20 protein-coding genes are annotated in these 19,468 nt (G+C 66.3%); 14 read left to right on the top strand and 6 right to left on the bottom strand.

Annotation, left to right across the window (positions count from 1 at the left end):
• Positions 1 to 114: 114 nt before the first annotated feature.
• The 12 genes from EI545_RS16755 to murD all read left to right on the top strand — a co-directional run bounded on the left by EI545_RS16755 (position 115) and on the right by murD (position 12,352).
• Positions 115 to 774: a dihydrofolate reductase family protein gene (locus tag EI545_RS16755; protein ID WP_125326519.1), complete on the top strand. Its 660-nt coding sequence runs from the start codon at positions 115 to 117 to the stop codon at positions 772 to 774.
• Positions 775 to 809: 35 nt separating this feature from the next.
• Complete coding sequence (locus EI545_RS16760; RefSeq protein WP_125326520.1) at positions 810 to 1,286, top strand: VOC family protein; 477 nt, start codon at positions 810 to 812, stop codon at positions 1,284 to 1,286.
• 35 nt (positions 1,287 to 1,321) lie between these two features.
• The gene (locus EI545_RS16765) at positions 1,322 to 1,780 is read left to right on the top strand and encodes a VOC family protein (RefSeq protein WP_125326521.1); all 459 of its coding nucleotides are present in this window, start codon (positions 1,322 to 1,324) and stop codon (positions 1,778 to 1,780) included.
• A gap of 59 nt (positions 1,781 to 1,839) precedes the next feature.
• Positions 1,840 to 2,499: a TetR/AcrR family transcriptional regulator gene (locus EI545_RS16770; protein WP_245990145.1), complete on the top strand. Its 660-nt coding sequence runs from the start codon at positions 1,840 to 1,842 to the stop codon at positions 2,497 to 2,499.
• Between the two features lie 566 nt (positions 2,500 to 3,065).
• Entirely contained in the window at positions 3,066 to 3,614 is a 549-nt protein-coding gene (locus EI545_RS16775; RefSeq protein WP_125326522.1) for a division/cell wall cluster transcriptional repressor MraZ, read from the top strand.
• Positions 3,615 to 3,646: 32 nt separating this feature from the next.
• Positions 3,647 to 4,630: a 16S rRNA (cytosine(1402)-N(4))-methyltransferase RsmH gene (rsmH, locus tag EI545_RS16780; protein WP_125327645.1), complete on the top strand. Its 984-nt coding sequence runs from the start codon at positions 3,647 to 3,649 to the stop codon at positions 4,628 to 4,630.
• Positions 4,630 to 4,983, top strand: a complete 354-nt coding sequence (gene ftsL / locus EI545_RS16785; protein ID WP_125326523.1) for a cell division protein FtsL — start codon at positions 4,630 to 4,632, stop codon at positions 4,981 to 4,983. Before rsmH ends, ftsL begins: the two co-directional genes overlap by 1 nt.
• 2 nt (positions 4,984 to 4,985) lie before the next feature.
• Positions 4,986 to 6,791: a peptidoglycan D,D-transpeptidase FtsI family protein gene (locus EI545_RS16790; RefSeq protein ID WP_125326524.1), complete on the top strand. Its 1,806-nt coding sequence runs from the start codon at positions 4,986 to 4,988 to the stop codon at positions 6,789 to 6,791.
• A gap of 12 nt (positions 6,792 to 6,803) precedes the next feature.
• A complete protein-coding gene (locus EI545_RS16795; RefSeq protein ID WP_125326525.1) occupies positions 6,804 to 8,285 on the top strand; it encodes a UDP-N-acetylmuramoyl-L-alanyl-D-glutamate--2,6-diaminopimelate ligase in 1,482 nt (493 codons plus the stop codon).
• Positions 8,282 to 9,724, top strand: a complete 1,443-nt coding sequence (locus EI545_RS16800; RefSeq protein ID WP_125326526.1) for a UDP-N-acetylmuramoyl-tripeptide--D-alanyl-D-alanine ligase — start codon at positions 8,282 to 8,284, stop codon at positions 9,722 to 9,724. The genes EI545_RS16795 and EI545_RS16800 overlap by 4 nt, the downstream gene beginning before the upstream one ends.
• Positions 9,725 to 10,807 carry a phospho-N-acetylmuramoyl-pentapeptide-transferase gene (mraY, locus tag EI545_RS16805; protein ID WP_125326527.1) on the top strand — a complete coding sequence of 361 codons (1,083 nt, stop codon included), beginning with the start codon at positions 9,725 to 9,727 and terminating at the stop codon, positions 10,805 to 10,807.
• A 144-nt stretch (positions 10,808 to 10,951) separates the two neighbouring features.
• Positions 10,952 to 12,352 carry a UDP-N-acetylmuramoyl-L-alanine--D-glutamate ligase gene (gene murD, locus EI545_RS16810; RefSeq protein WP_125326528.1) on the top strand — a complete coding sequence of 467 codons (1,401 nt, stop codon included), beginning with the start codon at positions 10,952 to 10,954 and terminating at the stop codon, positions 12,350 to 12,352.
• A 4-nt stretch (positions 12,353 to 12,356) separates the two neighbouring features.
• Here the strand turns inward: murD and EI545_RS16815 are convergent, their stop codons facing one another.
• Both EI545_RS16815 and hxlB read right to left on the bottom strand, forming a co-directional pair.
• Positions 12,357 to 14,108 (bottom strand): hypothetical protein, encoded by a 1,752-nt coding sequence (locus EI545_RS16815; RefSeq protein ID WP_125326529.1) that lies wholly within the window; start codon positions 14,106 to 14,108, stop codon positions 12,357 to 12,359.
• A 129-nt stretch (positions 14,109 to 14,237) separates the two neighbouring features.
• Positions 14,238 to 14,807, bottom strand: a complete 570-nt coding sequence (gene hxlB, locus EI545_RS16820) for a 6-phospho-3-hexuloisomerase (RefSeq protein ID WP_125326530.1) — start codon at positions 14,805 to 14,807, stop codon at positions 14,238 to 14,240.
• Positions 14,808 to 14,929: 122 nt separating this feature from the next.
• Here hxlB and EI545_RS16825 point away from each other — a divergent pair, with 122 nt between their 5' ends.
• Positions 14,930 to 15,577 (top strand): nucleoside/nucleotide kinase family protein, encoded by a 648-nt coding sequence (locus tag EI545_RS16825; RefSeq protein WP_125326531.1) that lies wholly within the window; start codon positions 14,930 to 14,932, stop codon positions 15,575 to 15,577.
• Between the two features lie 10 nt (positions 15,578 to 15,587).
• Positions 15,588 to 16,436: an amidohydrolase family protein gene (locus tag EI545_RS16830; RefSeq protein WP_125326532.1), complete on the top strand. Its 849-nt coding sequence runs from the start codon at positions 15,588 to 15,590 to the stop codon at positions 16,434 to 16,436.
• A gap of 3 nt (positions 16,437 to 16,439) precedes the next feature.
• On the opposite strand, the gene EI545_RS16835 is transcribed toward EI545_RS16830, so the two are convergent.
• From EI545_RS16835 to EI545_RS16850, 4 genes are all read right to left on the bottom strand, one after another.
• Positions 16,440 to 17,372, bottom strand: coding sequence for an L-lactate dehydrogenase (locus tag EI545_RS16835; protein WP_125326533.1), 933 nt, complete (start codon positions 17,370 to 17,372; stop codon positions 16,440 to 16,442).
• Between the two features lie 63 nt (positions 17,373 to 17,435).
• Positions 17,436 to 18,407: an SRPBCC domain-containing protein gene (locus EI545_RS16840; RefSeq protein ID WP_164517329.1), complete on the bottom strand. Its 972-nt coding sequence runs from the start codon at positions 18,405 to 18,407 to the stop codon at positions 17,436 to 17,438.
• A gap of 1 nt (position 18,408) precedes the next feature.
• Positions 18,409 to 18,897 (bottom strand): SRPBCC domain-containing protein, encoded by a 489-nt coding sequence (locus EI545_RS16845; protein ID WP_125326535.1) that lies wholly within the window; start codon positions 18,895 to 18,897, stop codon positions 18,409 to 18,411.
• On the bottom strand, positions 18,894 to 19,223 hold the full coding sequence (locus tag EI545_RS16850) for an ArsR/SmtB family transcription factor (RefSeq protein WP_125326536.1): 330 nt from the start codon (positions 19,221 to 19,223) through the stop codon (positions 18,894 to 18,896). Before EI545_RS16850 ends, EI545_RS16845 begins: the two co-directional genes overlap by 4 nt.
• Positions 19,224 to 19,468: the final 245 nt, after the last annotated feature.

Below are 19,468 nucleotides of genomic sequence, written 5' to 3' on the forward strand. Positions count from 1 at the left end.
GATCCGGCAAACTTTGACCCCCTTGCCGGGGGGCGGGGATTTTGGGATTGAAAACATACCAACTGGTTGGTATGTTAATTTGACCCAGATGAGTCGCACCAGGTGAGGGGGCCCATGCGCAGGATCATTGGCAGTGCTTTCATGTCGGTCGACGGGGTGATCCAGGCCCCCGGCGGTCCGCATGAGGATGAGACGGGCGGGTTTGCCTATGGCGGTTGGGTCGCGCCGCATTGGGACGCCACGCTGGAAAAACACCTTGGCGCGCTGTTTGCAGCCCCGTACGAGCTCCTGCTGGGCTATCGCACCTATGAGATATTTGCGGCCTATTGGCCCTATGCCCCCGCCGACAACCCGATTGGCGCGGCCTTCAACCAGACGGCAAAGCATGTGCTGACCCACCGCTCTACGCCGCTGGGTTGGGCCAACAGCCATCGGCTGGCGGATATCGACGCGATCCGGGCGCTGAAGGCGGGCAAGGGGCCGGATCTGTTGATCCAGGGCTCGGGCAGTCTTTATCCGCAGCTTCTGGCGGCGGGGCTGATCGACCGTTTCACCCTGATGACCTTCCCGATCACGCTGGGCCGGGGGCGGCGTCTGTTTGGAGACGGCATGCCTGCAAAGGGCTTGCGGCTGGTCGCGCAGGAGGCGTCGGCCAGTGGCGTGATCGTCGCGGTCTATGAGCCTGCGGGGGAGGTCGAGGCGCGCGCCTTCGCCGAGGAACCGCCAAGCGCGGCAGAACTTGACCGCCGGGCGCGCTGGGCGCGGGAGGGGTAAGCCATGGAAAGCCAATTGAAAACGGGAGGATCAGCATGACCCATGCGATTCGCACAGTGCTTTGGTTCAACGGCCGGGGTCGTGAGGCGGCTGATTTCTACTGCGGTCTGATCCCGAACAGCGCCGTCACCAGCGCCTATGGCGCCGACAACCCGGATGGCCCTGACGGCACCACGCATTTCGAGGTGATCGACTTTACCCTGAACGGCGTGCCGTATGAGATTCTGGACGCCGGACCGATGTTTCCCCTGTCGGAATGTGTGTCCGTCATGATCGAGACACCCGATCAGGCCGAAACGGACCGGTTGTGGGACGCCCTGATCGAAGGGGGCGGCAGTCATGGGCCTTGCGGCTGGCTAAAGGACCGCTTCGGCCTGTCATGGCAAGTGGTGCCAGAGGCTGCCTTGCGGCTGATGACCAGCCCTGACCGGGCCAAGGCGGCGCGGGCGCTGGCTGCCGTGATGCAGATGGGAAAGATCGATCTGGCCACTGTCGAAGCGGCGGCGGCCTGACCCAAAGGCAAACACCACCAACACGGAGGACGACCATGGCAAACGACATACCTGCCGACCAACGCTATTGCCCGGATGACCGGGTGATGCACGGCGTGATCCCCTACATCTGTCTTGCCGGGAAAAGCGGCGCAGCGGCGGAGTTCTACGCCAAGGCCTTCGGGGCCAAGGACATCGGTCGGATGCCGATGGAGGACCGCCCTGGCAAGTACATGCACCTGCAACTGGAAATCAACGGCGGGGCCTTCATGCTGACCGACCATACGATGTCCAGCGTCCAACCCGGCGAATCCCCAATCCCGCACGGCCATCTGCAGCTGGTCGTTCCGGACGGGCAGGTCTGGTGGGATCGGGCCGTGGCCGCAGGCTGCACCATCATTGCCCCGTTCGAGCGCCAGTTCTGGGGCGACACCTGGGGTCTGCTGGCTGATCCCTTTGGCCTGAGATGGGCCGTGTTGACACCTGATCCCGCTCTTTGGGACAAGGGTGCGTGATATGGGATGCCTGATGTGAAGGTGCGCGCCCCGGGGCGCAGGGTAGGGGCAAGGCAATCGTGACAAGAACCACCGGCTCCGCTGTGCGCGTGCCCCGGGGCGAAGCGCGCGCGCGGCTGATCGAGGCCGCACGGTCGCTGGTCCGGCACAAGGGCTTTGGCGCCACAAGCGTGGATGATCTTTGCGCGGCTGCCGGGGTGACCAAGGGGGCGTTCTTCCACCATTTCCCGTCGAAAGAGGCGCTGGGCGTGGCGCTGGTCGATGACTGGACCGAAACGACCGGGGCGATGTTCGCCGCCCACCCCTACAACAGCCTGCCCGATCCCTTGGACCGGGTCTTTGCCTATCTTGACCTGCGCCGCAGCCTGCTGGACCAGCCGTTGCCAGACTTCAGCTGTGTTGCCGGAACGACGGTGCAAGAGGTGTACGAAACCGCCCCGCCGATCCGTGACGCCGCCGGGCGCAGCGTCAGGTCGGGGGCAGAACACATCCGCCCGCATCTGGCCGAGGCGCTGGCCGCCCATCCGATTGACGGGGTGACGGCGGAAAGCCTTGCAAGGCAGTTCCAGGTGGCAACCCAAGGTGGGATCATTCTGGCCAAAGCCGGCAATGACCCCGCCCAAGCGCGTGAGGCGTTCGACCATCTGGAGCGCTACCTGCGGCTGCTGTTCGCGCGGCCCGTGGACGGCAGCCCCGTCAATCGGTCTGAAACCACCTGATTCGAATCATTTGGCATGGGAAACCATGGGTTTTGCTTGATTCCCGGGCAATCACAGGGCATTCCGGCGCTGGGATTGCATGGGAAACGGGCCAAGCCTGCCATTCAATCCCATCGCATGCCCGGCAGGGGAAAGTTTTTCTGACCAGTTTGGATCACGGATTGGTTTCCCGGTTAACACAACATCTAGCGTAAACGGAAGTTCCCTTGCCTATAGCTTGAATACATTGGAGGCGTTTGGCCACAAGATGCTGGGTTTGAGACCCACCCCGAACAAGATGTCGGGTAGCTGGTCCCAATATTTCCCTTGATTTCCCATATGATCCCAGTCATTCCTTTCCTCACGACGATGCGATGGGCAGTGATAGGCAGGGGCGGCCTCAAGACCCCGAACACAGGCGATAGGCAGCTTCATACAGGCAGCTCCATTTCATCGGCGAACAGAGATCCGGCGCGCGAGCGAGCAGACATCTCCCCCAGGTGGCGCGCGTAGCTGGACGCCCAGCGATGGGACAGCGGCGGATCGGGTAGTGGCAGCAACCCGATCCGCCTTTTTCATTTCATCGCATGGGTTTGGGACAGAAACTTGATAAGGCCGCGCAGGCGATGGCAGAGGCGTTCAGAGGCGAGTTCTACCAGAAGGTAGATGCCAAGGGCCGGGTGTCGATCCCCGCTGCCTTTCGCCGCATTCTGGAAGCCGACGATCCGCCAAGCACCGAGTTTCCCCGTGCTCGCGTCTACATGATCTATGGTGGGGCCAACCGGAATTTCGTGGAATGCTACACCAAGGCGGGCGCTGACGCGCTGGCCGATGACATCAGCATGATGGACGAAGGTTCGGACGAGCGCGAACAGGTGGAGTTTGACCTGCTGGCCTGTTCGGTCATGGTTGAGGTTGAGCCTGATGGCCGTATCGTCTTGCCGCCGCGCGTGCGCGAGAAGGTGGGGCTGACGGGGGCCGATTTCGCCGGGGACGAGGCCGCGTTTCAGGGGCGCAACAACCGGTTCCGTCTCTATCGCCGCGACACCTATGACAGCGCCGTGGCGCAGCGCCCGAATGCCGGTGTCGATGCGCTGGCCCTGCTTGGCCGGGCGAAGAAGGAGCGGGGAATGTGATGCACCCCCGCGATGTGCTGCCCCGGGACGACATGGCCGCGCGCGATCCCCACATTCCGGTTCTTCTGCAACCGCTGCTTGCCGCCGTGGCCCCGGTTCGGGGCCTTTGGCTTGATGGCACGCTGGGTGCGGGCGGCTATACGCGCGGCTTGCTGGAGGCGGGCGCGGATTGTGTCATCGGGATCGACCGTGATCCGCTTGCGCTGCAGATGGCCGATGACTGGGCGGCGCCCTATGGGGACCGGGTGCGGCTGGTGGAGGGCACGTTTTCGGCGCTTGATACGCTTGCCGGTGAACCGCTTGACGGGGTGGTGCTGGATCTTGGCGTGTCCTCGATGCAGCTGGATCAGGCCGAACGCGGGTTTTCCTTCATGAAGGACGGCCCCTTGGACATGCGGATGAGCCAGTCTGGCGATAGCGCCGCCGATCTGGTCAATTCGGCCGAGGAAACCACCCTGGCCGACATCCTGTATCACTATGGCGAAGAACGCGCCTCGCGCCGGATTGCGCGGGCGATCGTGGCGGCCCGCACGGCGGAGCCGATCACCACCACCGCGAGGCTGGCCGAGATCGTGGCCAAATGCCTGCCGCGCCCGAAGCCGGGGCAAAGCCACCCGGCCACCCGCAGTTTTCAGGCCATTCGCATCGCGGTGAACACCGAATTCACCGAACTTGCCGAAGGCCTTGCCGCCGCCGAACGCGCGCTGAAGCCCGGCGGGTTGCTGGCGGTGGTCACGTTCCATAGCCTTGAGGACCGGATCGTGAAGCGGTTCCTGCAGCTGGCCTCGGGGCATGAGGCGAATGCGAACCGCTATGCCCCCGCGAAGACCGACACCACCGCGCGGTTCGACCTTGTGACCCGCCGCGCTGTCGGGCCGGATGATGCCGAACTCGCGGCCAACCCCCGGTCGCGTTCCGCCAAGCTGCGCGTGGCGCGGCGGACGGAGGCCCCGGCGCTGCCGCTTGACCCGGCCGACCTTGGTGTGCCGCAGATCGTGAAGAAAGGCCGTCGCTGATGCGCCCTGTGCTGTATGTCCTTAGCTTCCTTGCCCTTATCGCGCTTGGCTTTTGGGCCTACCGCGAGAACTATACGACGCAAGCCGCGTTGAAAGAGGTGGAAACCCTGCAACGCCAGATCGTTGGCCTGCGGGAGGCGCTGGCGCTGCAACGGGCCGAATGGGCTTATCTGAACCGCCCCGACCGGCTGCGTGAGCTTGCCACCGCCAACTTCGACCGGCTGGGCCTGTTGCCGATGGAACCGGGCCAGTTCGGCACCCCGAACCAGATCGCCTATCCCCGCAGCGCTTTCCCCGAAATCGATATGCCCATCGACATTCAGGGCGATTTGCCGCTTGAGGAGGGTCTCTGACGATGCGCACCCCCTTGCGACCTTTGGCCCGCATCCTGCAGGCACGCGAAGACGGGCTGAACCCCGACAGCATCGAAAAGGAAAACCTGCGGCTGCGGCATGAGGCGATGCGCGAAAAGGCGCGGGGCCGGGCCGAGTTCCGCCTGTTGATCCTGTGTGCCAGCTTTGTGCTGGCTTTCGGCGCGATCGGAACCCGCATGGGCCTGATGGCGGCGGCGGTACCGATGGAGCCGCGCGTCAGCGCCCCGGGGGCCGAGATCATCGCCCAGCGGGCCGATATCACCGACCGCAATGGCCGCATCCTTGCCACCAACATGACCACCCACGCGCTTTATGCGCACCCCAAGGTGATGGTGGACCCTAAGGGAGTGGCAGTGAAACTGGCCGAGATTTTCCCCGACCTTGACGCCGCCGCGCTGGAGCGCCGCTTTACTGACGGGCGCAGCTTTGTCTGGATCCGCAAGGTCCTGTCGCCGGAACAGATGCAGCTGGTGCATGAAATCGGCGACCCTGGCCTGTTGTTCGGCCCGCGCGAGATGCGGCTTTACCCCAACGGGATGCTGGCCGCGCATGTGCTTGGCGGCACGTCCTTTGGGGCGGAAGGTGTGCATTCGGCCGAAGTCATCGGCACCGCCGGGGTCGAAAAGGCGCTGGATGCGCGTCTGCGTGACCCGGCGCAGGGCGGAAAGCCCCTGACCCTGTCGCTGGACCTGACGATCCAGTCCACGGTCGAAGAGGTCCTTTATGCCGGCATGACCATGCTGAACGCGAAGGGCGCGGCTGCGATCCTGATGGATGTGCGCACGGGGGAGATCATCTCGCTCGCCTCGCTACCGACGTTCGATCCGAATGACCGGCCCGCGCCGATTGTGGACAAGAATGCCGAACCCGGTGACAGCCCGCTGTTCAACCGCGCGGTGCAGGGGGTTTATGAGCTTGGGTCGACCTTCAAGATCTTCGCTGCCGCGCAGGCGATGGAGCTTGGGCTGGTTACCCCGGACAGCATGGTTGATGCCAATGCGCCGATGACCTGGGGCCGCCACCGGATCAAGGAGTTCGAGGGCAAGAACTATGGTCCGCTGCTGTCGGTCAGCGATGTCATTGCCAAATCATCGAACGTCGGCACTGCGCATATCGCGCTGATGATCGGGCCCCTGCGCCAGCAGGCCTTTCTGAAGGCGCTTGGCTTTTTCGAGCCGACTCCGCTGGAGCTGATCGAAGCCCCCGGAGCGCGCCCGCTGATCCCGAAGAAATGGCCCGAGATCGTGACCATCACCACCTCATACGGCCATGGCATGTCGGCCAGCCCGATGCACCTTGCCGCCGCCTATGCCGCGATTGCCAATGGCGGGGTGATGATCAAGCCCACGCTTTTGAAACGCGAGGGCCCCACCAGCGGCATCCGCGTGATGAGCGAGAAGACCGCGCTGGAAGCCGTCAGGATGCTGCGCCGCGTGGTCACCGAGGGCACGGCGTCGCTGGGTGAGGTTCCGGGGTATGAGGTTGCGGGCAAGACCGGCACCGCAGACAAGCCGAAGAAGTCGGGTGGCTATTATGACGACAAGGTGATCAACACTTTCGCCTCGGTCTTTCCGGCGTCGAACCCGCAATATGTGCTGATCGTGACGCTGGACGAACCCTTGGATACGGCTGGATCGGAACCCCGCCGCACTGCGGGTTGGACGGCTGTTCCCGTCGCGGCCGAGATCATCCGCCGCGTCGCACCGCTGATGGGGCTGCGCCCCAAGCTTGACCCCCCTGCTCTTGAAGCCGCCGCACTCGATGCGGTAACAGCCGCCAGCAACTGACGGGGTAAGGGCATGACAGCGCGCGCGACACGGCTATCGGACCTCGGGCTGACGGCCCGCGCCGGACGCGACCCGGCGCTGTCCGGGTTGACCGCCGACAGCCGGGCGGTACGGGCGGGGATGCTGTTCGCGGCGCTGCCCGGCACGGCCACCCATGGCGCGCATTTCATCGGCACGGCGCTGGAGCAGGGCGCGACCGCCATCCTGACGGATGCCGAAGGTCTGCGCATGGCGGCGGACCTGCTGGCGGACACGGACACCGCGATTGTCGTGGCCGAAGACCCGCGCGCGGCGCTGGCCTGTGCGGCCGCCCTGTGGTTCGGCTCACAACCCGAAACGATGGTGGCCGTGACCGGCACCAACGGCAAGACCAGCGTGGCAACCTTTACCCGCCAGATCTGGTCGGCCCTCGGCCATGCGGCGATCAACATCGGCACCACCGGGATCGAAGGCGCGTGGTCCGCGCCGTCAAGCCACACCACCCCGGATGCGATCACGCTGCAGAAGCTGCTGGCCGCCGCAGCGGAAGGGGGCATCACCCATGCCGCGATGGAGGCGTCGTCCCACGGGCTTGACCAGCGCCGTCTGGATGGTGTCCGGCTGAAGGTGGCGGGTTTCACCAACCTGACGCAGGACCATCTGGATTATCATGGCACAATGGCGGCCTATCTCGCGGCCAAGGCCCGGCTGTTCACCCGGCTTTTGCCGGAAGACGGCATTGCCGTGGTGAACCTTGACGGGGCGAAGGGGTCGGACATGGCCGAACTGGCCTTGGCCCGGGGCTTGCGCGTGCTGACCGTGGGCAAGGGGCAGGGGGCAGACCTGCAGATCGCTGCAACCCGCCCCGATGCCACCGGGCAAGAGGTGCGCTATCTGTGGCAGGGCCGCGCGTTTCAGACCCGGCTGGCCCTGATCGGCGCCTTTCAGGCCGAGAATGTCGCCGTGGCCGCCGGCCTTGCCATCGCGGCAGGTGATGCACCCGAGGCGGTGCTGGCGACGCTTCCGCGCCTGACGGGGGTGCGGGGGCGGATGCAACTGGCCGCCACGCGGCGCAACGGGGCGGCGGTCTATGTCGATTACGCCCATACGCCGGATGCGGTTGAAACCGCGCTGAGGGCGCTGCGCCCGCATGTGATGGGCCGCATCATCATTGTCTTTGGCGCCGGGGGCGACCGCGACCGCAGCAAGCGGCCCCTGATGGGCGAGGCGGCCCGCAAACATGCCGATGTGCTTTATGTCACCGACGACAACCCCCGCACCGAAGACCCTGCCGCGATCCGCGCTGCCGTCATGGCCGCCTGTCCCGAGGCGAATGAGGTGGGCGACCGGGCCGAGGCGATCCTGCGCGCGGTGGATGCGCTGTTGCCGGGCGATGCCCTGCTGATTGCGGGCAAGGGGCATGAAAGCGGCCAGATCATCGGGACGGACGTTTATCCCTTCGACGATGTCGAACAGGCCAGCGTTGCTGTCGCCGCACTGGACGGGGTGATCTGATGGCGCTCTGGACCTCCACCGACGCCGCTGCCGCCACGGGGGGGCAAAGCACTGCCGATTGGCAGGCGAATGGCGTGTCGATCGACACGCGGACTTTGCAGGCGGGCGATCTGTTCGTCGCCCTGAAGGCCGACCGGGATGGCCATGATTTCGTGGCCACAGCGCTGGAAAAGGGGGCTGCCGCAGCGCTTGTCAGTCATGTTCCCGAAGGCGTCAGCCCGACCGCCCCGCTGTTGATCGTGCCCGATGTCCTGAAGGCGCTGGAGGCTTTGGGCCGCGCCGCCCGGGCCCGGACCGACGCCCGCGTGGTGGGCATCACCGGATCGGTCGGCAAGACCTCGACCAAGGAAATGCTGCGCGCGATCTTGTCAGGCCAGGGTCGGACCCATGCCGCCGAGGCGAGCTACAACAACCATTGGGGCGTGCCGCTGACCTTGGCCAGAATGCCCGCCGACACCCAGTTTGCCGTGATCGAGATCGGGATGAACCACCCCGGAGAGATCGCGCCGCTGGCCCGGTTGGCAAAGCTGGACGTGGCGTTGGTCACCACTGTCGCCCCCGCGCATCTGGAGGCGTTTGACAGCATTGAAGGCATCGCCCACGAAAAGGCGTCGATCTTTGACGGGCTGATCCCCGGCGGCACCGCGATCTTCAACGCCGACATCGCCACCACCCCGATCCTGCGGCAGAAGGCTCAAGGTCTTGGTGCCCGGACGCTGTCTTTCGGCGCGGGTCCGGACGCGGACTGGCGGCTGCTTGACACGCGCCTGAACGAAGACACCACCGTTGCCCGGGCCACATGTCGGGGCGAGGCGCTCTTGTTCAAGGTCGCCAGCCCTGGGCGCCATTTCGCGCTGAACGCCCTTGCCGCCCTTGCCGCTGCCGAGGCGCTGGGTGCCGATCCGACGATCTCTGCCTGTGACCTTGGGCTTTGGCAGCCACCGCCCGGGCGCGGTCAGCGTGAGCGCGTCATCCTAGATCTGGTGGAAGAGACGTTTTTCGACCTGATCGACGACGCCTTCAACGCCAACCCTGCCTCGCTGGCGGCAGCCCTTGACGTGCTGATTGCCGCCCGGCCCACCGACGGCATCGGCCGGGTCGGTGGCGGCCGCCGCATCGCCATCCTTGGCGACATGCTGGAGCTTGGCCCGACCGAGGCTGCCCTGCATGCCGAGATTGCCCGCCATCCCGGTCTGTCGGCGATCCATGTCATCCATTGCGTCGGCCCCCGGATGAAGGCGTTGCATCAGGCCCTGCCGCGCGCCCAGCGTGGCGAATGGGTGCCAACGGCTGCCGACCTTTTGCCGCGCGCCCGGGTGTTGATCGACGCGGGCGACATCCTTCTGGTCAAGGGCTCGAAGGGTTCGAAGGTCAGCCTGATCGTTGACGCGCTGCGGAAAATGGGGCAGGGGACTGCGCCGATAGAAGGAACCCCCTAAATGTTTTTCTGGCTGACCGAGTTTTCTGACGGCGGGGGCTTCTTCAACCTCTTCGCGTATATCACCTTTCGCGCCGGTGGGGCCTTTGTCACCGCGCTGATCTTCGGGTTCCTGTTCGGTCAGCCGCTGATCGACCTGTTGCGCCGCAAGCAGGGCAAGGGCCAGCCGATCCGCGATGACGGGCCGCAATCGCACCTGTCCAAGGCGGGCACGCCCACGATGGGCGGGCTTCTGATCCTGTCGTCGCTGCTGTTTTCCACGCTGTTTTGGGCGCGGCTGGACAACCCCTATGTCTGGATCGTCCTGCTGGTTACCCTTGCCTTCGGACTGATCGGCTTTGCCGACGACTATGCCAAGGTGTCCAAGCAGAACACCAAGGGCGTCTCGGGCAAGGTCCGGATGGGCCTTGGCCTGTTGATCGCGGCGCTGGCCACCTATGCCGCGTCGATGTTCCACCCGGAGGCCCTTGCAAACCAGCTGGCCTTCCCCTTGTTCAAGGACCTGCTTCTGAACCTGAGCCTGTTCTTCATCCCCTTCGGCATGATCGTGATCGTGGGGGCGGCGAATGCGGTGAACCTGACCGACGGGCTGGATGGGCTGGCCATCATGCCGGTGATGATCGCAGGCGTGACGCTGGGCATCATCGCCTATGTCGTCGGGTCAAGCGCGATTGCGACTGACCTTGGCGTCCACGCGGTCCCCGGCACGGCCGAGCTTTTGATCTTTACCGCGGGCCTCTTCGGCGCGGGGCTTGGCTTTCTGTGGTACAATGCCCCCCCGGCGGCGGTGTTCATGGGGGATACCGGGTCACTGGCATTGGGCGGCGCGCTGGGGGCGATTGCCGTCTGCACCAAACACGAGATCGTGCTGGCCATCGTCGGCGGGCTGTTCGTCGTCGAAGCGCTGAGCGTGATCATTCAGGTGCTGTACTACAAGCGCACCAAGAAGCGGATCTTCCTGATGGCACCGATCCACCACCATTTCGAAAAGAAGGGCTGGGCCGAGCCGCAGATCGTCATCCGCTTCTGGATCATCAGCCTGATTCTGGCCGTGATCGGTCTGGCAACGCTGAAGGTCCGGTAGCGACCCTGCCTCTACCGGTACGGTCGGCTAAAACACCGCGACGACCTGACCTTTTGGCCAAGCGCGACAGGGGGCATTGCTGCCCCTTTCCCTTTCGCCCATCCTCCCCTATCCCTGCCGGGGGGCAACAAGGGGGCGCGTGCCATGATCCCGGTCAAGGGTTACTCAGGCCAACAGGTCGCTGTGCTTGGCCTTGGCCGGTCGGGCCTTGCCACGGCGGTGGCCTTGCAGGCCGGGGGGGCAGAGCCCCTGCTTTGGGATGACAGCCCCGAGGCCCGTCTGAAGGCCGAGGCGGACGGCTTCACCCTGACCGACCTGACCCGCCACGGTGCGTTGGACGGCGTGGCGGCGCTGATCACCTCGCCCGGGATCCCGCATCTTTATCCGGCGCCCCATCCGGTGATTGCCCGCGCCTTTGCCGCGGGGGTGCCGGTCGACAATGACATCGGCCTGTTCTTCCAAAGCGCCGCCTCGTCGGAATGGGCCGAGATGGAGACGCCGCCGAAAGTGGTGGCCGTGACGGGATCGAACGGCAAGTCCACCACGACCGCCCTGATCCATCATATCCTTGAGGTCGCGGGCCGCCCCACCCAGATGGCGGGCAATATCGGGAAAGGCGTGCTGTCCATCGACCCGCCGCTGGACGGTGAGGTGGTGGTGCTGGAGCTGTCCAGCTACCAGACCGAACTGGCCCGCGCGCTGACGCCGGATGTGGCAGTGTTCACCAACCTGTCCCCGGATCATCTGGACCGCCATGGCGGCATGGGCGGCTATTTCGCGGCCAAGGCGCGGCTGTTCACCCAAGGCGGGCCGGACCGGGCCGTCATCGGCGTGGATGAGGCCGAGGGGTGGTTTCTGGCCGGGCAGATGGCGCAGGGGCCGATGGATGACCGGGTGATCCGCATCTCCTCGGGGCAGAAGCTGGAGGGGTTCGGCTGGTCGGTCTTCGTCCGCAAGGGGTTTCTGGCCGAATGGCGCAAGGGGCGGCAGGTGGCCAGCGTCGACCTGCGCGAGGTGAAGGGTCTGCCCGGGGCGCACAACCACCAGAACGCTTGCGCGGCCTATGCGGCCTGCCGGTCGCTTGGGCTGGCACCCAAGCTGATCGAGGGCGCGCTGCACAGCTTTGCCGGATTGCCGCACCGCAGCCAGCTGGTGGGCGAAAAGGGCGGGGTCCGGTTCGTGAATGACAGCAAGGCCACCAATGTGGATAGCGCGGCGAAGGCGCTGCAAGCCTTTCCGAAGATCCGCTGGATCGCCGGGGGGCTAGGCAAGGATGGCGGGATTGCCGGGCTGAAGCCGCATCTTGGTTCGGTCGTGAAGGCCTATCTGATTGGCCATTCCGCCCGCGATTTCGCGCTGCAGCTTGGCGACACCCCGCATGAAATCTGCGAGACGATGGAGCGTGCGGTTGCCCGCGCGGCGGCTGAGGCTGTGGCGGGTGATGTGGTCCTGCTGGCCCCGGCGGCGGCGAGTTTCGACCAGTACCCGAACTTTGAAAAGCGGGGCGAGGATTTCACCGCGCAGGTCAGGGCGCTGATCGGCTGACGGGTCAGGTCGGCGTGCCGCGCTGGATGATCCCGGTCGCGGCGGCGGCGCCAAGGGCGGTGACAACCCAGCCGGCCAGCATCAGGAACCAGCGCGCCCACCACAGGGTGTGCCCCCATGGCCCGCGATCCTTGGACGGGGACCAGCTTTGGGTCTGGCCAAGCTCCAACACCGGGACCACGACATCGACGCCATAGGCAAGCGGGTGAAAGCTTTCCCAGTCAAGACCCGGCCCATCGACGCCATTCCAGAAGTCGGCGGGGTTTTCAAGGCAGCCGGGGGTGGGGTCTGGCACGCAGTCCTGCGCCAGAATTGCCTGCCAGCCGTCTGATGCGGCAATCAGGTCATTGTTCGGTGCCATGCTGCCTTCGTCCCACGCCATCAGGGCGAGGAAGGCAGACAGAAGCGACAGCGCCAGAAGCCACAGCAGCGACCGGAACGGATGGTAGCCGTAGCCGACGATCAGCAGGGCCGCGCGGTCCCAGAGCCAGTCGAAGGCGATGATGGGTGGCGCCAGCGGCCCACCCCGCGCGCGGCGGGTGGCGCGGCGGGCATGGCCTTTCAGGCGGGCCTGTTCGGCCATGATCTGGCGCGCCTCGGCCTCATGCCCCATGCGGGCCAGCGTGGCTGCGGCCTGGGTATAGGGCTGCGGCAGGAACTTGCCATCGCGTCGGGTGGCACGGGCAAGCCATTGCAGCCGCGTTTCGGCATCCACCGGGGCGTTGCGGGTGATCCGGTCATAGGTGAAGCCGTCAAGGTAGGTGCGGCCCGCGTCCGGCCAGCTGGCCAGATCATCGACCAGATCGCCGACATGGGCCGAGGGGATGTGAACATCGCCGGCGGCAACGGTGACGTCCTGCCAGAAGAATTCGGCCCCGACCTGCATCCTTGGGGCGAAAAGCGCATGGCCCCCTGCGTTTGACAGATGCGCCCCGGCGAAATCCAGCTGACCGGCAATGTCGGCGCCGGACAGGTGAACCTCACCTTCGGTCTGGAACGGCAAATTGCCTTGCGCGCGAAAGACGGCATCGCCCGCGATACGGGCGCGCTGCAGGTTCAGGGCGATCTTGCCCGGGTTGGTGATCCGCGCGCCATCGCAGGCGAGTTGCCCGCCAATCTCGGCACTGGCGAGCGACACCTCGCCCGTTGCGGTGAAGGGCTGGCCATCTGCTGCCCGCAGATGGACCGAAGCGCCGATCCTTGCGCCTTGGGCCGTCAGGGGGCCGATGGTCGCGCCGTGCAGCGCAAGCTGGCCGCCGATGCTGGCTGTGGCAAGCGAGATCCGCCCGGGGCAGGTGACACCGATCAGGAAGACGGACCCCTCGACGGCAAGGCCTTCGGCCAGAAGGGCGGGAAAGCGGCTGCCGGACAGGACCAGTTGCACCAGTTGCGCGCGGCGCGCGTTGATCGGGTCGGTGAAGGCGCAGGCGCGCAGGTCGGTCTCGCCCCGTGCGGTGGCGAAGTTCAGGGTCAGCGGCCCGACAATCACCGCGCCAAGCACGCGGACCCCGGCGGGGGCAACGGGGGCAAGGTCACAGCCGCCGGTGACAAGGTGCTGCAGCAGGGCAGCCCGGATGCGGGGGGCCGTTGGGTCTTCGGGGTCTGGCAGGCTGTCGGACAGACGGCACAGGCTGCCTTCGGCGGTGGCTTGAAGCAGGGCGCGTTCGGCCTTGGTGGGGGCGAGGGGGCCGGTTTCGGCCAGAAAGGCGGCCATCGAAAAGGCGGGGGAAAGGGCGGTTGGAAAGGCGGGCGTCATGCGCTGAAATCTGCCGGATCAATGGGGCCCGGCTTGGCCAGCGGCAAAGTGCTGGACCGGGCGGTCGGTCGTGACCCTAGCGCTGGCGGGGCGGGCTGTCGATGCTGCTGGTGGCGGGATGGAGGGCGGTCATTCCAGATTGGTATGCCGCGCGCGCATCCCGGCGGGGGTGGTGCCAAGCCGGTCGCACAGGGCAAGGACGACAAGTTCGAAGATCAGGAACATCGCCCCTTCGAAGACCGATCCCATGGGAAGGATCGACGGGGAGGCACCCTGATCGCTGGCCATGGTCTGGGCGGGCAGGTGGACGATTTGTGTGGCAGCGCGGGCGGTGGGGCCGTCCGGCTGGGCCGTCAGGCACAGCGTCTTGGCCCCCGCGGCGCGGGCTGTGGTGACAAGGGCGGTGATGGTGGACAAGTCCCCCGGCCCGGCGCTGACGAACAGCAGGTCGTCCGGCCCAAGCGGCGGGCAGGTCATGTCGCCCACCACATGCACGTCAAGGCCAAGGTGGTAAAGCCGCATGGCAAGGGCCCGCATCATCAGCCCCTCACGCCCCGCGCCGGTGATGGCGATCCGGCGCGCGGTGGCAAGGGCTTCGACAAGGCGGTCAAAGGCGGCGGGGTCGATGGCGGCGGCGGCCTCGGCAATCTCGGTCGCGGCGCGGGTGGCGCGGGTTGGCAGATCGGGACGGTCGGTCATGGGGCGGGTCCTGTGTCGGGTCTGGCGCAAGGTGGGGCATGCGGGCGGCCGCGTCCAGCGGGCTTGCGCGCGGGCAGTGGCTTCGGCCATCTTGCCCGCAGGAAACGCGGGAGTGGCTGGCAATGGCAGACAACGGGGCCGATCTGGCACGGCTGGCGGAACAGGTGGCAGGTCTGGCTGCGCGCGCAGGGCAGGGCCGGGTGATCGTCGCCATCGCGGGGGCACCGGGATCGGGAAAATCGACACTGGTGGAGGATCTGGCTGGGCGGCTTAATCAACAGGCCAGCGGTCAGGCCATGGTGCTGCCGATGGACGGCTTTCACTACGACGACCTCTATCTGGTGCCCGCCGGTCTGCGCGCCCGCAAAGGTGCGCCGCATACCTTTGATGTGGGCGGGCTTTACCACACGCTGGCCCGGCTGCGGGCCCGGGATGAGGCCGAGGTGGCGGTTCCGGTCTTTGACCGCCAGATCGAGATTGCCCGCGCCGGGGCGCGGTTGATCCCAGCCTCGGTGCCGGTGATCCTTGTCGAAGGGAATTGGCTGCTTTTGGACCAGTCACCCTGGGACCGGCTGCGCCCGGTGTTCGACCTGACGGTGATGGTCGAGGTGCCGGAATCGGTCCTCCGGGCACGGTTGCGGGGCCGGTGGGAGGGCCTTGGCCTGACCGAGGCCGAGATTGCGACCAAGCTGGAAGAGAACGACCTGCCGAACGGGCGACTGGTGCGGGATGGCTCTGTCGCGCCTGACGTGCGGCTGGCGAATGGCTGAGGGGGGAGTGATGGACCTGATCGATACGCACCAGCACCTGATCCTGCGCGACCGGATCGGCTATGCCTGGACCGAAGGGATGCCCGCGCTTGCGGGGGACTTCACGCGCGAGGATTATGCCGGGCTGGTCGCTGGCAAGGGAGTGGCGGCCACGATTTTCATGGAAACCGGGGTGGATGACGCCGACTACCAGACCGAGGCCCGGCTGGTGGCGGGGATGGTCGGCACCTCGGTCGGCGGGGTGGCGATGCTGGGGCAGATCGCCAGCATCCGGCCCGAGGTGGAGGCAGGGTTTGACGCCTGGCTGGACGAGGCGCGGGGGCTGGGCGTGGTGGGCTTTCGTCGCATCCTGCATGTGGTGCCGGATGAGGTGTCGCAGACAGCCACCTTTCGGCGGAACCTGCGCAAGATCGGGCGGGCGGGGGTTCCGTTCGATCTGAACTTCCTGTCGCGCCAACTGATCCCGGTCGGGGTCGATCTGTTGCGGGCCTGCCCGGACCAGCCGTTCGTGCTGGACCACTGCGGCGTGCCGGATGTGGCGGCGGGAGATTGGGAGGTCTGGAAAGCCGGCATCGATGCGATTGCCCCGTTCCAGAACGTGGCGGTGAAGCTGTCGGGCATCACGGCTTATTGCGCGCCGGGGACGGCATCTGCGGTAGTGGTTCGGCCTTATGTCGACTACCTGCTCACGGCGTTCGGGCCGGGCCGGATGCTTTGGGGCGGCGATTGGCCGGTGGTGGACCTTGGGGCCGGGTTGCCGGGCTGGATCGACATGACACGCCAGATGTTGGCCGACCTGTCGGCGGATGAACAGTCTGCGATCTTTCAGGGGACGGCGCGGCGGGTCTACGGGGTCTAGCGGTCAGAGGGCAAGCGTCGCCTCGGTTTCGGCCAGCAGGGAGGCCGATGCGGCGAGGGCCTTGGTTTCCACCGCATCGAGTTCGGGCCGCAGTTCGGCGGTGATGCCGCTACGGGTGATGACACGTGGCAGCGACAGGGTGACACTTGGCACCCCGCCGATGTCGAGGGTGCGGGTGGAAATGGACAGCACCGCGCCCTCATCGGCCGCTATCGCGCGGACGATGCGGGTAAGCCCTGCGCCGATGCCGTGCCAGGTGGCCCCCTTGCCTTCGATGATCCGGTAGGCGGCGCGGCGGACGCCTTGGTCAATCTCGGCCCGGACCGCGACGGTGATCGCAGCCCCGACCTGCGCGGCGAAGGAGGCAATGGGGACTGACCCAGCGCGGGCGGCGGACCAGCCCAACACCTCGCTGTCGCCATGTTCGCCAAGCACATAGGCATGCACCGACTGCGACGCGATGCCAAGGTGGCGTCCAAGCAGGCTGCGGAACCGGGCGGTGTCAAGGATCGTGCCCGACCCGATGACTCGGGCCGGGGGCAGGCCGGACAGGCGGGTGGCGACATGGGTCATCACGTCCACCGGGTTGGTTGCCACCAGCAGGATCGCATCAGGTGCGGCCCGGGTGACGGCGCCGATGACGGTGCGAAACACCTCGGCATTACGCTCCAGCAGTTGAAGCCGGGTTTCGCCGGGTTTCTGGCTGACCCCGGCTGCAAGGATGACCACGCCTGCCTCCGCAAGGTCGGCATAGTCGCCGGCCCGCACGGAGACAGGCCGCCCGAACGGAACGGCATGCGAGATATCCTCGGCCTCCGCCATGGCGCGGGCGGGGTTCTGGTCGATCAGGACGATCTCGCTGGCCCCGCCACCAAGGGCAAGCGCAAAGCCCGCCGAACTGCCAACCATGCCGGAGCCGATGATGCCGACCTTCATGGGGTGCTCCTGTTGTTGTCCTGCAGGAAGGCTGCGGCAACAGGGGCGGAACGGCAAGGGCTGTCAGTCCTGGGCCGATGATCCGGCTGCCAGCAGGCCTTCCAGCAGATCGTAGGACCCGGCCATGCCTTCGCCCATGCCCGAGGCAAGGACCTGATCGCGCGCCGGGGTGGTGGCATAGGTGATGTCCACCCGCACGGCGGTTCGGCCAGCCTGTTCGGTGAAGGTGGTGACTACGGTGGTCGGGCCCCCGGTCCAGTCGGGATCAAACACCTCGGTATGGGTGATGCTGCTGTCAGTCAGGGTGAGGATGGTGCCCGTCAGGGCAATGCGAGTGCCATCCTGCATCACCCAGACATAGCGAAAGCCGCCGCCGGGTCGGGCGTCCATCTCACAGACCGCAAGCGGCATGTCGGGGCTGCCCATCCAGCGCCGCAGAAGGGCGGGGTCGGTATGGGCGCGCAGGACGGCGGCCTTTCGGGCGGCGAAGCTGCGGGTGACGGTGATCTGGCGGTCACCCGTGGCGACAAGGCGGAAGTCGGTACCGCGAAGTTCCCCCAGCAGCCGGGGGAACAGCGCATCAAGCTTGGCATAGGCCTCTTCCATGCCGGGGATCATGCCGCCAGCCGCTGCCGCCGCGCGGGCTTCGGGCTTGGGGTAGCGGACGGTCATCGACAGGCGTGTTGTCTGGGGGGCGATTTCGGTCAGGGTCTGGGTGACGGTGGTTTCCCCGCCGGTCCAATCGTCGTCAAACACCTCGGTATGGACCAGCCGGAGTGGCGCCTTGACGGTCAGGAAACGACCTTGGACCTTCATCAGGCGGTCAGGTGCGGTGCGCCAGACCCAGCGGAACGCGCCGCCTTCGCGTAGGTCCATGTCGCATTGGACCATGGGCCAGTCCTGCGCCCATTGCCAGCGGGGCAGGATCGCCGGATCGGTCAGCGCGCGCCACAAAAGGGCGGGTGAGGCGTTGAAGGTCCTTGTCAGGACAAGGTCCGTTTCGCCCACCATGGACAGTTGCAGGGTGGCGGACATGTCAGGCCCCTTCCAGAATGGTTTCAAGGCGGGCGTAGCTGACCTCCAACCCATCAGACATGCCAGAGGCGAGGATCGCGGCGCGGTCTTCGGCGGATTGCAGGGTCATCGTCATCGTCAGCAGGGTGCCGCCTGCCGCAGGGTCAAAGCGGGTTTCGACGTGGTTGTCGGGGGTGGGGTCCGGCAGGAACATCCGCTCGACATGGACGATGCGGGTTGGTGTGACCTCAAGATATTCGCCGGTTGCATGAAAGCTGTGCCCTGCGCCGTTCGACCATTCAAAGCGGAACGTGCCCCCCGGGCGGGGGTCAGAGTGGCAGACGGGCATCGTCCAGCCATCCGGGCCCAGCATCCACCGCCGGATCAGGTCAGCTTCGGTATGGGCACGGAAGACCAGCGCTGGCGGGGCGGCGAGGTGGCGGGTGACGATGATGCGCGTGTCGCCATCGGTGACGAGTTTGAGCGGGGGGGATGTCTGGGGGGCGGTCATGGCTGGTCCTTTTGCTGAAGGTCGGCCAGCACATCGTCCAGCCGGGCATAGCGGGCTTCCCACAGGGCGCGGTACTGGCCCAGCCAGTCCCAAAGCTGGGCAACCGCCTCGGGGTTCAGGCGGCGGGGGCGAGAGGTGCCGTCAATGCGGGTTTCGATCAGGCCGGCATCCTCCAGCACCTTCAGATGGCGCGAGATGGCGGGCTGGCTGATCGGGAAGGGGCGGGCAAGGTCCTGCACCGTCGCCTCACCCTGCGCCAGACGGGCAAGGATGGCGCGACGGGTGGGGTCGGACAGGGCGGCGAAAGCGGCGTCAAGCTGGGTCATTCGGGTGCCCGGATCTGCGGTTGGGGGATGCGCCAGCCATCCGGCAGGGCCTGCGGGTCGACGGTCGCGCTGCGGCGGTCAATCGCGGGGCGACCGTGCCCAGAGCTGGGGAGGTGGCGCGGCGTAGTTGGTTTTGCCGGGCGACGGGGCATGTCTGCACTCCAATTAATAACTAAACCCTTATATAACGATTCGGTAAGAAAGGCAAGATTGCTGGTCCTGCGCAAAAAGTGGACAAGCCGGCG

The sequence above is a fragment of the Tabrizicola piscis genome (genome assembly GCF_003940805.1).
GTDB lineage: Bacteria > Pseudomonadota > Alphaproteobacteria > Rhodobacterales > Rhodobacteraceae > Tabrizicola > Tabrizicola piscis.